Genomic DNA, 13,050 nt, shown 5'->3' with positions numbered 1-13,050 from the left:
ACGACACCCATCTTCGTGACCGGGCTCCGGCTCGGAAACGGTGCCAGGAAGGATGGATATGCGAACGAAGTACGTTGAGTTGGGCCCGATCACTTCGGTCGCCGAGCTGAGGGAGTGGATGGGCCTACAGTCCGGTTACAGCGGCGTGGACATCGACCTCTCGGTGAAGTCGATGCGTTCGGAATGGCTGATCGCTGACGAGGTGACGGACGAGCAGATCGAGGCCGTGAAGACCGAGATCTTCCGCACCGCCGATGAACCGAACGTGGTGCTGACGCTCTGCAACGGCACGATCGTGGCCGAAGCGGGCATCCGCAGGAACGGTGAGATGGAGGACGCGATCCAGAGCCTCGATGTGCCCTTTACGACGCCTATGACGGCGACGTCGAACTGACCGAGGCAGAGAAGGGCGCGACGGGCTACGGCGTCGTGATCGCCTACCGGATGCCTACAAGCCATTTCCAAGACTACGAGGCAGGCGATGTGGAGCTCGTAGACCGCTACGGCGTGGAGGTCGAGCGCTAACGTCAGCGTGTGGGGCCCCGCTGACCAGGACACGTCGGGGCAGCGCTCTCGCGTTCCCTCGGCACGACGGCGTCGATCCCGAATCGGCAGCGAGGCACTGCGGCTGGAGCCAGCAGGTGCCTGACCTATGTCATCGGGTGCTACCGATGAATCAGGAGAGGGCATTGGACGAAGTCGACACGGAGCGAGCACAACCGAATTCGGAGTCCGGTCTCAAGCCGCAGGCGGCGCCCGAAAAGGACCGCCCGAAAGGCGGCGCGAAGCCGCCAGCCAACGCTCCTGACCACTTCTGGCTTAGCCGGCTCTATCCGGATGCTCACGGCGTCTTCCAACCGACGGCCGCGGTCGACATGAACTCTCCCGATGTCCTTGTATCGTTCGACACGAACGCCCTCCTGCTGCCGTACCAAATGAACACGGGCGACTTGGCAGGATTGGCCGGGGTTTACTCCAAGATCGCCCGAGAAGATCGCCTTTTCCTGCCCGAGCAGGTTCCGCGCGAGTTCATCAAGCACCGCGATACGAAGCTGGCCGACATGGTGAAGGCCTTGGAGGACCAAATCTCCAGGCTGCAAGGACTGAGCGTTCCCGTCAGTCCCCTGTTCCTAGAGGGCTTCGCCGACGGTGACGAACTCCTTCGGGCGGAGCGATCCTACAAGGAGGCGGTGAAGGAATACTCCGGTCGCCTTAAGGGCTTGGCGAAGCATATGCGAGCGTGGCGGGGAACTGATCCCATAATGACCCTCTACGCCAGCATCTTCGGCGCCGAGCGGATGGTGGGTCCCGGCGTCTCGGAAAAGGAGGTGGTTGAGCTCCTGGAGTACGGCATCCGGCACAAGGTGCCGCCCGGTTACAAGGACGCCAGCAAGGGCGACCAAGGCGTAGGCGATGTCCTGATCTGGCTGTCCCTCCTCAATCTTGGCGAAACCCACAAGAAGGATCTCGTCTTCGTAACCGGCGAGGAGAAGGCCGATTGGTTCGTCCGTTCGGGCGGCAGGCGCCTCTACCCGCGACCGGAACTTGTGGACGAGTACCGCCGAAGGTCCGGCGGCCGCTCCCTCCGGCTGTCGAGCTTGCAGGAGTTGCTGGAGGAGATGGAGGCACCCCAGGAACTGGTGGCGGATGTGGGAGCAGCCGAGGCAACGGCGAACAGCGTGATCCAGGGCGCTTCCTCGGGGCCGTACATCAACATCTCCGGAGGTACGGCCTACGTAACAATCCCGGCGTCGACTACAACCTTCTATGGCGGAGCCTCGTCCCGTCCGGCGGGACGCGAAACGTTCGACTACTCGACTCACGATGGCCAGATGCGGCTTGAACGTGAGGGTCTCCTTTTCACGCTTGCCTTCTCCAAAGGCAGCAACACCGCCATTCATGTCGTGAAACGCAGCGGCACGCGGAGGATCGCGAGGGTCAAGAATTATGCTAGTGGCGAGGCGATCTCCATCGAATCCTTGGACACCACCTCGGGTCATTACACCGTCCATGTCGGCGAGGGCTTCCTCGTGGAGAACCAAGAAGGTGCCGTTTTCGCCGCACGTATTTTCGGCATCAAGGACGACACGCGCGGGGCGGATCGAGACGAGGTCAGCTTCGACTACGTGATCAACCCTCCCGGGACATCAATCGTCATGCCTTGACCGGCGGCTTCACTGATGTCCCGCGCCCTGACAGCAATATGCATTGCTGAACGGCTCCGGGTAGACGGAGGGGCAGTGGACTCCATCCACTAGATCTGAATACGCTCAACCTCGTCGAGAGTGACCTCATCGGACAGACGGTCGTGCAGTTGCGTCGTCCGAGTGCTCGCGTGGGCCGCCATGGCCGCTGCTCTCTCGATGGTCCCACCGTTTCGTCTGCGTCCCCTTGCTGATCCTCGTCCTCGGTTGGTCGTTCCTGGTTACCAGGGGAGCGGTCGCGGAAGCTTCGCTTGCCTACACCCAGAGGTTCCTGGCCAACTGCGAGCCCACAACGAAGGCACCCCGGGCCCGCCGCTCGTCGAGCAATACCCAAGAGGATTCCGCGGCGGCGAAACCAAGGAAACCGGAGGTTCGAGGGTCATGAGCATGGACTGCCGGATCACCCGGCGTCGCGCTGCGGCCTGGTACGTGGTCGGGCACGTCGCCCTAACCCTTGAAACATTTGACGCCAGATGGCACATTAATTGCGACAAATGGCGAGGACGACGTGAAGGAAGAGATCATCAAGGAAGCGGTTGTTCAACGCGCGGCTCGGGCGATGGAAGCCAACGCACCCGCGGGAAAGTCGCGGAAGGGCGGCGAATGGACGGTGCGCGAGGCGGGCAAGGTAGCCGCCGAGGTGCACGTTTATTCCCTGGACGGACACCGGGTCGAACGCGTCGTCGGTTTCCTTGGCGGCAAGGAAGTGATCCCGCGGGAGATCACCTCCCCAATGGACACCCACCACGTCATCTCGCACGGCCTTCCCAAACGCTCGGTCACGCACCTGCTCGACTCGCTCGTGGTCGTCCATGACCGGACCGTGCTCTCCGGGGCGCTCGGCATGTCCCTGCGCACCCAGCAGCGCCTCAAGTCAGAACCGGAGGAGACGCTCAGCGTCGAGGCCAGTGGCAAGGCCTGGCAGTTCGCCGAGACCCTCGCGCACGCGTCCGAGGTCTTCGGCACGCAGGAAGCAGCCGAGCGCTGGTTGGAGACTCCGGCGACCGCCCTCGAGGGGGCGAAGCCCATCGACCTGCTCTCGACGCCTCCCGGCACCGAGATGGTCCGCACCTTGCTGACCCGCATAGAGTTCGGCGTCTACGCCTGACATGGCGATGGTTCCGCTCCCCGGCGCCCTCGGCGGCGCCGAGCTAGTCGCGTGGCGGATAGACCGCGACGCGTACGCGGCCACTTGGGACTCTGGGGAGGGATCCTTCCGCGTGGGGGGACGGTGGAGTTCGGTGGGCCGGAAGGCCGTTTACTGCTCCTTGGACCCGGCGACCGCGATCGTCGAGGTCGCGGTCCACACTGGCTTCCCACACCTCGACACCGTACCCCACGTCCTCACCGAGTTCGTCGTCCCCGATCCGTCGGAGGTGCATGTCGTCCAGCCGGCCGACGTGCCGAACCCGAACTGGCTGGTGCCCGGGCACGTGTCGCCTGGGCAGCAGGCGTTCGGCGACCAACTCCTGGCGAACCACCGGTTCGTTGTCCTCCCCTCCGTCGTGTCGAGGAGATCATGGAACCTCCTCTTCCTTTCCGGTGGCGGAGGGACCTACACGGTCCGGGACCAGCAGCGGTTCGCGCTAGACACGAGGCTCCATCCATCGGCCTGACAGCGGCTGCTTCCGCGTCAGTGGACCTCATACACTCAGGGTTTCCTGCGAAGGCAACGAAATGGATCGCTGGCCCGGGTTGCAGGCGTTCGTCGGAGTGGCGAAGCCGTAAGAACTGTCCGCCGATCGACCTCGCCTTGACGGTTTACAGCACGTTAGCTCCCGCAGCGAAGCGCGGAGTGGCCAGTCCCACTGAGCGGGCTGCCGAGGCAAGGGTATTCGCCATGAGCATCGCGATCGTCATCGGACCGACGCCGCCCGGCACGGGTGTCGCCGCACCGGCCACGTCGACGGCCGCCGCGTAGTCCACGTCGCCAACCAGCTTCGTCCGCCCGTCTCCGAGTTCCGGCGCCTCGACGCGGTTGATGCCGACGTCGATGACCGTGGCACCAGGCTTGATCCAGTCGCCCTCTATCAGTCTGGGACGCCCGACAGCCGCGACTAGGATGTCCGCGCGGCGGCACACCTCGCGCAAGTCCCGCGTGCGGCTGTGAGCGACCGCGACGGTGGCGTTCGCCGCGAGGAGAAGGGCGGCCATGGGCTTGCCGACGATGTTCGAGCGTCCGACGACCACCGCTTCGAGCCCGGCGAGTTCACGTCCGTGGACCTGCTCGATGAGCAACATCGCTCCGGCGGGGGTGCATGGCACGAAGGCGTCGCTTCCGCCTCCGCTCCAGAGCCGCCCGGCGTTCAAGGCATGGAATCCGTCGATGTCCTTTTCCGGCGAGATCGCGCCGATGACCCGCGAGGCGTCGAGTTGCCCCGGCAGCGGGAGCTGGACGAGAATGCCGTGGATCGCCGGGTCGCCGTTCAGTTGTCCGACGAGCGCCAGGAGGTCAGCCTGCGCCGTTGCGTCCGGCAAGCGGTGCGTGATCGAATGGAAACCACAGGCCTCGGCGGCGCGCGCCTTCGACGCGACGTAGACCTTGCTCGCGGGGTCGTCGCCCACGATCACCACAGCGATGCCCGGACGCGTCCCGGCTCGTTCGAGTTCGGAGGCCCTCGCGGTCACCCATTCCAAGACGCGGGACGCCGTCGCCTTACCGTCGATCACCCGTGCCGTACCGCGGGCGGCGGGCTCATGGAGCGCGCTCACGCGAACACCACCGTCTTGTGTCCGTTGAGCATGACCCGCCCCTCGAGGTGGCTTTTCACCGCCCGGGCAAGGACACGGCTCTCGACGTCGCGGCCGGTGGCGACAAGGTCGTCGCCCGTCATCGAGTGGTTCACCCTCTCGGTCTCCTGCTCGATGATCGGTCCCTCGTCGAGGTCGCTCGTCACGTAGTGGGCTGTCGCTCCGATCAGCTTCACGCCGCGCTCGTGCGCCTGGTGGTAGGGCTTCGCGCCCTTGAAGCTCGGCAGGAAGGAGTGGTGGATGTTGATCGCCTTGCCGAACAAGCGCTTGGAGAGGTTGTCCGACAGCACCTGCATGTAGCGGGCGAGCACGACGAGGTCTGTGCCCGTCTCGCGCACGAGCTCCAGCAGACGCTCTTCCTGCTCCGCCTTGTTGGTCTTGTCGACCTTCCAGCAGTGGAAGGGGATGCCCTCCAGTTCGGCGGTCCTCCGGCTATCCTCGTGGTTCGACACGATCGCGACCACCTCGGCGTCGAGCCAGCCGACGCGAATCTGGTACAGGAGGTGCAGCATGGCATGGTCGAACTTCGAGACCATGATGATGATCCGCGGCCTCCTTGCGGACTCGGTCAGCGTCGCCTTGAGCCCGAAGCGTTCGACGGCCGGCTTGAGCGCCCGCTCGACCGCGTCCTTCGACAGGCCGTCCGGGGCCGCGAACGCGATCCGCATGAAGAAGCGGTTCGTCAGCGTGTCCCAGAACTGACCCGACTCCACGATGTTCGCGCCGACCGCGGCGAGTTCGGTGGTCACGCCGGCGACGATGCCGGGGCGGTCTTCGCACGCAAGGTTGAGAATGAACCTTTGGGGCACGGCGGCGGCTCCTGAAATAGGCGCAAGGCAAGGGAGGGCGTTCCCCGTCCGTCGACGACGGCGGGGGATGTGGTCTTGGGGAGGGAAAGCCGCGCCCGCGCGGGGCGCCGCCGGTCAGTAGTGGGGTGGGGTGATCACCCAGACGACCTTGGCGGGGACGTCGCCCGAGTTCGCGCAGCGGTGGATCTCGGTGCTCTTGAAGGAGAAGCTGTCTCCCTCCTCGAGCTGGAAGAACCGCCCCGCGATCCAGAGGTCGAGGCGCCCGGAAATGACAAGGCCAGCCTCGGCCCCGTCGTGGCTGTAGTCGCCGCTGTCGGCACCCGGCTCGATCGTGCTCATCAGGAGCTCAAGCGGGCCGCTGAGGTTCGGCGTGAGGAGCTCCTCAAGGATGCCGATACCCGTGAACGAGAACTTGCGCCGGTTGTGGGCGCGCACGATCCAGTCCCGTTCGTCCGAAGGGACGTCGGGGGCTGCATGGAAGAACCAGCTCATCTGGATTCCGAGCGCGTTGCTGATCCGCTTCAGGACGCCGATCGGGAGCTTGCTCTGGTTGCGCTCGATCTGGCTGAGGTAGCCGACCGAGACGTCCGCAGCCTCCGCAACCTGCTGCAACGTCATTCCCTTCACCTTTCGCAGCTCGCGGATCTGACCGCCGATCGCGGCCTCGTCCAGCTCGGACAGGTCGGAGTCGGGCGTCTGCGTGGCGCGGCGGAGGCTGAGGGAGGGCATTGCGTATCCTTCAAGGGTGCTCCGGCGGGAACGTCCGACGTTAGCTCATCAGAGCCTCCGTTGCTTGTGGAAGATCGCCGCGCCGCTTCAATCAATGCTGCGGTGCGTGAAAAGTAGGCATTATTTTTTCATGCTTGTAAAATGATTTTTTGTATGGAATGCATTTGTCCGCAAGTGCAGCGAACCTGTGAAATCCACTCGGCCGTGACGGAAGCTGTCCGTTGGTTGGGGGAAGGAAGTTTCTAGCAACAGACGCTCCGCCACCGCGCGGACGGCAGTGGATCCCCGTGGTCGCCCCGGCGACGGCGCCGGACCCGTGCGCCCGTCCTCAAAGATGGCGGGCTGCGACAGGAGGTCGTCCTTCATGGCGGAACCGCATGCCAAGCCGCTCCAGGAGCGGAGCGACACGCTCGTGCGGTTTGACGGGGTCGAGAAGACGTACGATGGCGTCAGCATCGTGGTTAAGCGTCTCGACCTCGACATCCGCCGCGGCGAGTTCCTGACGATGCTGGGGCCCTCCGGCTCCGGCAAGACGACCTGCCTGATGATGCTCGCGGGCTTCGAGACGCCCACGGCGGGAACGATCCTCCTCGACGGTCGCCCGATCGAACGCCTCCCGCCGCACAAGCGGGGGATCGGCGTCGTCTTCCAGAACTACGCCCTGTTCCCTCACATGAGCGTCGCCGACAACGTCGGGTTCCCCTTGCGCATGAGGGGACTGGGCGCCTCGGACAAAGCGGCGCGCGTCGCAAGGGCCCTCGACATGGTCCAGATGGGCAAGTTCGCCGACCGCCGCCCGGCGCAGCTCTCGGGCGGGCAGCAGCAGCGCATCGCGCTCGCCCGGGCCCTCGTCTTCGAGCCGGCGCTGGTCCTCATGGACGAGCCGCTCGGCGCGCTCGACAAGCAGTTGCGCGAGCACATGCAGATCGAGCTCAAGCACCTGCACGAGCGCCTCGGCGTAACGGTCGTCTACGTCACCCACGACCAGGGCGAGGCCCTGACGATGTCCGACCGGATCGCCGTCTTCAACGACGGCCGCGTCCAGCAGCTCGGCACGGCGACCGAGATCTACGAGCGGCCGTCGAATCCCTTCGTCGCCCGCTTCATCGGCGACAACAACGCCATCCGCGGGCAGGTGGTCGACCTAGACGCCGGTACCTGCACCGTGAGCGTGGGGCAGGGGCGGGAACTCGTCCGCGCGTCGGCGGTCCCAGGCCTGTCCAAGGGTGCCGCGACCACCCTCTCGATCCGGCCGGAACGGCTGACGATCTCCCCGACTCCCGCGACGGACGCGTCCGCCGAGGCGACCGTCCGCGAGGTGATCTACCTCGGCGACCACATCCGCGTCCGCGTGGCGGCGCTCGGCAGCGACAGCGTCGAGGTCAAGCTGCCCTCGAGCGTCGGCTCCCCGTCCAGCTTCGAGCCCGGCCAACGGATCTCGATCGGCTGGAACACCCGCGACTGCCGCGCCCTGCCGGACAACTGAGTCACCCTCCCGGCAAGCATCCAGCAACCGAACGGAAAACAGGAGAATGGAAATGAGCCAGACGCATCCGCATGCCTCCCTCCGCCGCATCGTCCGGTCCCTCGGGCTCTGTGGGGCCTCGCTCGTCCTCCTCGCGGGCGGCGCCAGCGCCCAGGAAAGCCTGAACATCGCCTCGTGGGGCGGCGCGTACCAAGCGAGCCAGGACAAGGCGTTCTTCCAGCCGTTCATGAAGGAGACCGGCGCCAAGATCCTGACCGACGAGTGGAGCGGCGAGACCGCCAAGCTCAAGGGCATGGTCGAGACCAACAACGTCACCTGGGACGTGGTTGACGTCGAGCCGGGCCACGCCCTGCAAGGCTGCGACGAGGGCTGGCTCCAGGAGATCGACTACGACTCCCTCGGCGGTCGCGACAAGTTCCTGCCCGGCGCCGCCCTCGACTGCGCGGTCGGCAACGTCGCCTTCGCCTACGTCATCGCCTACGACGAGACCAAGTTCCCGAACGGCGGTCCCCAGACGGCCGCGGACTTCTTCGACGTCCAGAAGTTCCCGGGCGCGCGCTCCATGCGCAAGTCGCCGAAGTCCACCCTGGAGCTCGCGCTCATCGCCGACGGCGTGAAGCCGGCCGAGGTCTACGACGTGCTGAAGACGAAGGAGGGCGTAGACCGGGCCTTCGCGAAGCTCGACGCCATCAAGCCGAACGTGAAGGTCTGGTGGGGCGCGGGCGCCCAGCCGCCCCAGCTCCTCGCGGACGGCGAAGTGGCGATCACCACTTCCTACAACGGCCGCATCTACGACGCGGTGAAGCAGAACGGGAAGCCGTTCAAGATCGTCTGGGACGGCGCCGGCCTCGACTGGGACATGTGGGCGATCCCGAAGGGCGCGAAGCACGAGGACCTCGCCAAGCAGTTCGTCGCCTTCGCGAGCAAGCCCGAGCAGCTCGCCGAGCAGACGAAGTACATCCCGTACGGCCCCTCGAACGTCGACGCCGCGAAGATGGTGCCGGCCGACATCCTGCCAAACCTGCCGACGGCCCCGGAGAACGCGAAGAACTCGTTCTCGATCTCCGCCGAGTTCTGGGCGGACCACGACGAGGAGCTGACCGAACGCTTCAACACCTGGCTCGCCAAGTAGCGGCGTCCGGCAGAACCACGCGATCCGCCGGTGCCGACGGCATCCGGCGGATCGCCCGGACACGCCGAGGAGGAGGAGCCCCAGCCATGCATGCAACAGCCACCCGGGCCGCGCCGGGCGATCACGGGGCGTCCGTCGGCAGCGGAACGGTCGACAGCGACCTCAGGAGGCGCCTCTCGCGCGCGTCGCGCAGGAACCGCCTCGCCGCCCTGGCGCTCGTCGCGCCGCTCCTCCTGTTCCTGTTCGTCACCTTCATCCTTCCGATCGGGCTCCTCCTGTTCCAGTCCGTCGACAACCGCCAGGTCGGTTCCGTCCTGCCGGCGACGGTGGAGGCTCTGGCAGGCTCCGCTGCCGGGGAACTTCCGCGGGACGAGGCCTTCTCCGCCCTCGCGTCGGACCTACGAGACAGGCCGAAGGAGGAGGTCGCGGAGGTGGCGAAGCGCCTCAACTACGTGGAGCCGGGGTTCCGGACCCTCCTGAACCGAACGATGCGCGACATCGACGAGGTCCAGCCGGCGACCGCCCAAGCGCAGTTGGTGTCGATCGACGAGCGTTGGGGCCAGCCGGCCACCTGGGACCTGATCCGCCGCTCGTCGTCGTCGCTCACGGACTTCTACCTCCTGAAGGCGCTCGACCTGACGCGGGACGGGGACGGGGCGGTCGGCGCGGCGCAGGACGACGCAATCTATGTCGCCGTCATCCTGCGGACCCTGGCGACCAGCGCGTCCGTGACCCTCCTGTGCCTCCTGATCGGCTACCCGCTGGCGTACATGCTGGCGTCCTCGTCCGAGCGGGACGCCCGCTGGCTGATGATGCTGGTCCTGCTGCCGTTCTGGACCTCGCTCCTCGTCCGCACGACCGCCTGGCTGGTGCTCCTCCAGAGCAACGGCGTGGTGAACTCCGCCCTGCGCTGGGTCGGCCTCGTCTCCGACCCCCTCGAGCTCGTCCACAACCGCCTCGGCGTGCTGATCGCGATGACCCACATCCTCCTTCCGTTCGTCGTCCTGCCCATCCACGCCGTCATGAAGGGCATCTCCCCGGCCTACTGGCGGGCTGCGTCGTCGCTCGGCGCGAACCCGGTGCGGAATTTCGTCCACGTCTACCTGCCGCTCACGCTGCCGGGCGTGGCGGCCGGCGGCCTCCTCGTCTTCATCCTGGCGCTCGGCTACTACATCACCCCGGCACTCGTCGGCGGCCCGACCGACCAGATGCTCAGCTCGTTCATCGCCTACTTCGTGAACCAGTCGAACTGGGGCATGGCCGCGGCGCTCTCCGTCGTCCTCCTCTCCATCGTGGCTGTCTTCTACGTGGCGCTCGTCGTTGCCTTCGCCGCCCGGCAGAAGGAGGCGGCCCGATGAGCGCGAAACCTACCCGGACGCCCACCCCCGTCGCCCGCAAGGTGCTGCGGGTTTACTCGGCGGTCGTCCTCGCCTTCCTGATGGCGCCGATCCTCGCCATCGTCCCGCTGTCCTTCAACTCCGAGCCGTTCTTCACCTACCCGATGCCGGGGCTGTCCCTGCAATGGTACCGGGAGGTGTTCTCCTCGCCCGTGTGGCAGCTCGCTGCGGGCAACAGCTTCGTCGTGGCGATCTGCTCGACCGTCCTCGCGACCGCGCTCGGCACCATGGCCGCCCTCGGCCTGACGCGCCCCGAGTGCCCCGGGCGCAAGCTCATCGCCGCGGTGATCGTGTCGCCGATCGTCATTCCGGTCGTCGTGGCGGCGGTCGGCATCTTCTACCTCTACGCCGGGATCGGCCTCCTCAACACGCTGACCGGCCTCGTCCTCGCGCACACGGCGCTCGGTGCGCCGTTCGTCACCATCACGGTGGCCGCGACGCTCGCCGGGTACGACCACCGCCTCACGCGGGCCGCCGCGAGCCTTGGCGCGTCCCCGGTCACCGCGTTCCGCCTCGTGACCCTGCCGGTCATCATGCCCGGCATCGTGTCCGGCGCGATCTTCGCGTTCGTCACGTCGTTCGACGACGTCGTGGTGGCCCTGTTCGTGTCCGGGCCGGACCAGCGCACGCTGCCCCGTCAGATGTGGACGGGCCTGCGCGAGCAGATCAGCCCGAGCATCACCGCGGTCGCCACCCTCCTCATCGTCTTCGCCGCGGCCCTGATGCTGACGGCCAACGCCCTCCAAGCGCGTCAGCAGCGGCTCGCCAAAGCCCCGGCCGACGCCTGACAAGGAACATGCAGCCATGAAAGTGCTCGTCACCGCCAAGCGGGTCATCGACTACAATGTGAAGGTCCGCGTGAAACCGGATGGATCGGGCGTCGACCTCGCCAACGTGAAGATGTCGATGAACCCGTTCGACGAGATCTCCGTCGAGGAGGCCATCCGTCTGAAGGAGAAGGGGATCGCCTCGGAGGTGGTCGTCGTCTCCGTCGGACCCGCGAAGTCCGAGGAGACGCTGCGGACCGCGCTCGCCATGGGGGCGGACCGCGCGGTGCTCGTCCAGACCGACGACCCGGTCGAGCCGCTCGCCGTCGCCAAGATCGTGAAGGGCGTCGCCGAGGCGGAGGCGGCCGGCCTAGTCATCGTCGGCAAGCAGGCCATCGACGACGACAGCAACCAGACGGGCCAGATGCTCGCCGCCCTCCTCGGATGGGCTCAGGGCACGTTCGCGTCCAAGGTCGAGGTCGCGGACGGGAAGGCGCTGGTGACGCGGGAGGTCGACGGCGGATCGCAGACGGTCGAGCTAACGCTTCCCGCGGTCGTGACGACCGACCTCCGGCTCAACGAGCCGCGCTACGCGTCCCTGCCGAACATCATGAAGGCCAAGAAGAAGCCGCTCGAGACGCGCTCCCCCGCCGACTACGGCGTCTCGACCGCCCCGATGCTCGAGGTCCTGCGGACGGAGGAGCCGGGCGCCCGCTCGGCCGGCGTCCGCGTCGCGTCGGTCGACGAACTCGTCGAGCGGCTCAAGGCCGACGGCGTCCTTTGAACGGCCGGAAAGGAACGGAACGATGACGACCCTGCTTCTCGCCGACCACGACAACGCAACCCTGTCCGAGCAGACCGCCAAGGCGCTGACGGCCGCCCTCGCGATCGGTGAGGACGTCCACGTCCTCGTCGCGGGCAACGGCGCGCGCGCCGTCGCCGATGCGGCCGCCCGCCTGTCGGGCGTCGCCAAGGTGCTGCTCGCGGACGACGCGGCCAACGCCGGCCAGCTCGCCGAGCCCACCGCCGCGCTTGTCGTCCGGCTCGCGCCGGCCTACGCGACGGTCATGGCGGCCGCCACGTCGACGGGCAAGAGCGTCCTGCCGCGCGTCGCCGCGCTGCTCGACGTCGCCCAGGTCTCCGAGATCGTCGAGGTGGTCGCCCCCGACACCTTCAAGCGTCCAATCTACGCGGGCAACGCCATCCAGACGGTCCGGGCAACCGGCCCCCGGCGCGTCGTCACGGTGCGGACCGCTTCCTTCGCCGCGACGGGCGAGGGCGGTTCGGCCCCCGTCGAGGTCCTGGCCGGAGAGGGTGGCCCGGGGCTGTCGCGCTTCGTATCGGAAGCCCTGTCGTCGTCCGACCGTCCGGACCTCGCGTCCGCGCGCGTGGTCGTGTCCGGGGGGCGTGCGCTCGGGTCCGCCGAGCGGTTCGACGAACTGGTCGTGCCGCTCGCCGAGAAGCTCGGGGCCGCCGTCGGCGCCAGCCGCGCGGCCGTCGACGCGGGATACGCCGCCAACGACCTCCAGGTCGGGCAGACGGGCAAGGTCGTGGCACCGGACCTCTACGTCGCCTGCGGCATCTCTGGGGCCATCCAGCACCTGGCCGGCATGAAGGACTCCAAGGTCATCGTCGCCATCAACAAGGACGCTGACGCGCCGATCTTCCAGGTCGCGGACTACGGCCTCGTCGCGGACATCTTCGAGGCGCTGCCCGAACTCGCCCGCAAGCTCTGACCGCACGGGGCGACGGCGTCGACGGAACGAGGAACGAAC

At 67.0% G+C, this 13,050-nt stretch carries 13 protein-coding genes; 10 read left to right on the top strand and 3 right to left on the bottom strand.

Translation table 11 applies throughout. The features are described from left to right. Window positions 1-58: 58 nt before the first annotated feature. The 4 genes from IEY14_RS10595 (at window position 59) to IEY14_RS10580 (ending at window position 3,820) form a co-directional block, all read left to right on the top strand. Window positions 59-394 carry a hypothetical protein gene (locus IEY14_RS10595; protein ID WP_188908253.1) on the top strand — a complete coding sequence of 112 codons (336 nt, stop codon included), beginning with the start codon at window positions 59-61 and terminating at the stop codon, window positions 392-394. Window positions 395-689: 295 nt separating this feature from the next. Further along, on the top strand, window positions 690-2,165 hold the full coding sequence (locus IEY14_RS10590) for a PIN-like domain-containing protein (RefSeq protein ID WP_188908251.1): 1,476 nt from the start codon (window positions 690-692) through the stop codon (window positions 2,163-2,165). A gap of 547 nt (window positions 2,166-2,712) precedes the next feature. Next, window positions 2,713-3,312 (top strand): Xre family toxin-antitoxin system antitoxin, encoded by a 600-nt coding sequence (locus IEY14_RS10585; protein WP_244639437.1) that lies wholly within the window; start codon window positions 2,713-2,715, stop codon window positions 3,310-3,312. Window positions 3,313-3,319: 7 nt separating this feature from the next. After that, window positions 3,320-3,820, top strand: coding sequence for an RES family NAD+ phosphorylase (locus IEY14_RS10580; RefSeq protein WP_188909209.1), 501 nt, complete (start codon window positions 3,320-3,322; stop codon window positions 3,818-3,820). Between the two features lie 145 nt (window positions 3,821-3,965). On the opposite strand, the gene folD is transcribed toward IEY14_RS10580, so the two are convergent. From folD to IEY14_RS10565, 3 genes are all read right to left on the bottom strand, one after another. Continuing rightward, on the bottom strand, window positions 3,966-4,916 hold the full coding sequence (gene folD, locus IEY14_RS10575) for a bifunctional methylenetetrahydrofolate dehydrogenase/methenyltetrahydrofolate cyclohydrolase FolD (protein WP_280515037.1): 951 nt from the start codon (window positions 4,914-4,916) through the stop codon (window positions 3,966-3,968). After that, the gene (purU, locus tag IEY14_RS10570) at window positions 4,913-5,764 is read right to left on the bottom strand and encodes a formyltetrahydrofolate deformylase (RefSeq protein WP_188908249.1); all 852 of its coding nucleotides are present in this window, start codon (window positions 5,762-5,764) and stop codon (window positions 4,913-4,915) included. Before purU ends, folD begins: the two co-directional genes overlap by 4 nt. A gap of 114 nt (window positions 5,765-5,878) precedes the next feature. After that, window positions 5,879-6,493, bottom strand: a complete 615-nt coding sequence (locus IEY14_RS10565; RefSeq protein ID WP_188908247.1) for a helix-turn-helix domain-containing protein — start codon at window positions 6,491-6,493, stop codon at window positions 5,879-5,881. A gap of 364 nt (window positions 6,494-6,857) precedes the next feature. Here IEY14_RS10565 and IEY14_RS10560 point away from each other — a divergent pair, with 364 nt between their 5' ends. The 6 genes from IEY14_RS10560 (at window position 6,858) to IEY14_RS10535 (ending at window position 13,011) form a co-directional block, all read left to right on the top strand. Then, window positions 6,858-7,979, top strand: coding sequence for an ABC transporter ATP-binding protein (locus tag IEY14_RS10560; RefSeq protein WP_188908245.1), 1,122 nt, complete (start codon window positions 6,858-6,860; stop codon window positions 7,977-7,979). 46 nt (window positions 7,980-8,025) lie between these two features. Further along, window positions 8,026-9,111 (top strand): ABC transporter substrate-binding protein, encoded by a 1,086-nt coding sequence (locus IEY14_RS10555; protein WP_244639436.1) that lies wholly within the window; start codon window positions 8,026-8,028, stop codon window positions 9,109-9,111. Between the two features lie 86 nt (window positions 9,112-9,197). Further along, window positions 9,198-10,469, top strand: a complete 1,272-nt coding sequence (locus tag IEY14_RS10550; RefSeq protein ID WP_188908243.1) for an ABC transporter permease — start codon at window positions 9,198-9,200, stop codon at window positions 10,467-10,469. Beyond that, the gene (locus IEY14_RS10545; protein WP_188908242.1) at window positions 10,466-11,296 is read left to right on the top strand and encodes an ABC transporter permease; all 831 of its coding nucleotides are present in this window, start codon (window positions 10,466-10,468) and stop codon (window positions 11,294-11,296) included. Before IEY14_RS10550 ends, IEY14_RS10545 begins: the two co-directional genes overlap by 4 nt. Window positions 11,297-11,312: 16 nt before the next feature. After that, entirely contained in the window at window positions 11,313-12,059 is a 747-nt protein-coding gene (locus IEY14_RS10540) for an electron transfer flavoprotein subunit beta/FixA family protein (protein WP_188908240.1), read from the top strand. A gap of 22 nt (window positions 12,060-12,081) precedes the next feature. Continuing rightward, entirely contained in the window at window positions 12,082-13,011 is a 930-nt protein-coding gene (locus IEY14_RS10535; RefSeq protein ID WP_188908238.1) for an FAD-binding protein, read from the top strand. The last annotated feature ends 39 nt before the right edge of the window (window positions 13,012-13,050 follow it).

The sequence above is a fragment of the Aureimonas endophytica genome (assembly GCF_014642635.1).
Taxonomy (GTDB): Bacteria; Pseudomonadota; Alphaproteobacteria; order Rhizobiales; family Rhizobiaceae; genus Plantimonas; species Plantimonas endophytica.
This window is presented reverse-complemented; position numbering and strand designations above follow the sequence as displayed.

Coding starts and splice junctions, on each gene's coding strand:
- IEY14_RS10565 (WP_188908247.1), bottom strand. CDS start 6,493: ATGCCCTCCCTCAGCCTCCGCCGCGCCACGCAGACGCCCGACTCCGAC.
- IEY14_RS10560 (WP_188908245.1), top strand. CDS start 6,858: ATGGCGGAACCGCATGCCAAGCCGCTCCAGGAGCGGAGCGACACGCTC.
- IEY14_RS10595 (WP_188908253.1), top strand. CDS start 59: ATGCGAACGAAGTACGTTGAGTTGGGCCCGATCACTTCGGTCGCCGAG.
- IEY14_RS10550 (WP_188908243.1), top strand. CDS start 9,198: ATGCATGCAACAGCCACCCGGGCCGCGCCGGGCGATCACGGGGCGTCC.
- IEY14_RS10580 (WP_188909209.1), top strand. CDS start 3,320: ATGGTTCCGCTCCCCGGCGCCCTCGGCGGCGCCGAGCTAGTCGCGTGG.
- IEY14_RS10540 (WP_188908240.1), top strand. CDS start 11,313: ATGAAAGTGCTCGTCACCGCCAAGCGGGTCATCGACTACAATGTGAAG.
- IEY14_RS10535 (WP_188908238.1), top strand. CDS start 12,082: ATGACGACCCTGCTTCTCGCCGACCACGACAACGCAACCCTGTCCGAG.
- IEY14_RS10545 (WP_188908242.1), top strand. CDS start 10,466: ATGAGCGCGAAACCTACCCGGACGCCCACCCCCGTCGCCCGCAAGGTG.
- IEY14_RS10555 (WP_244639436.1), top strand. CDS start 8,026: ATGGAAATGAGCCAGACGCATCCGCATGCCTCCCTCCGCCGCATCGTC.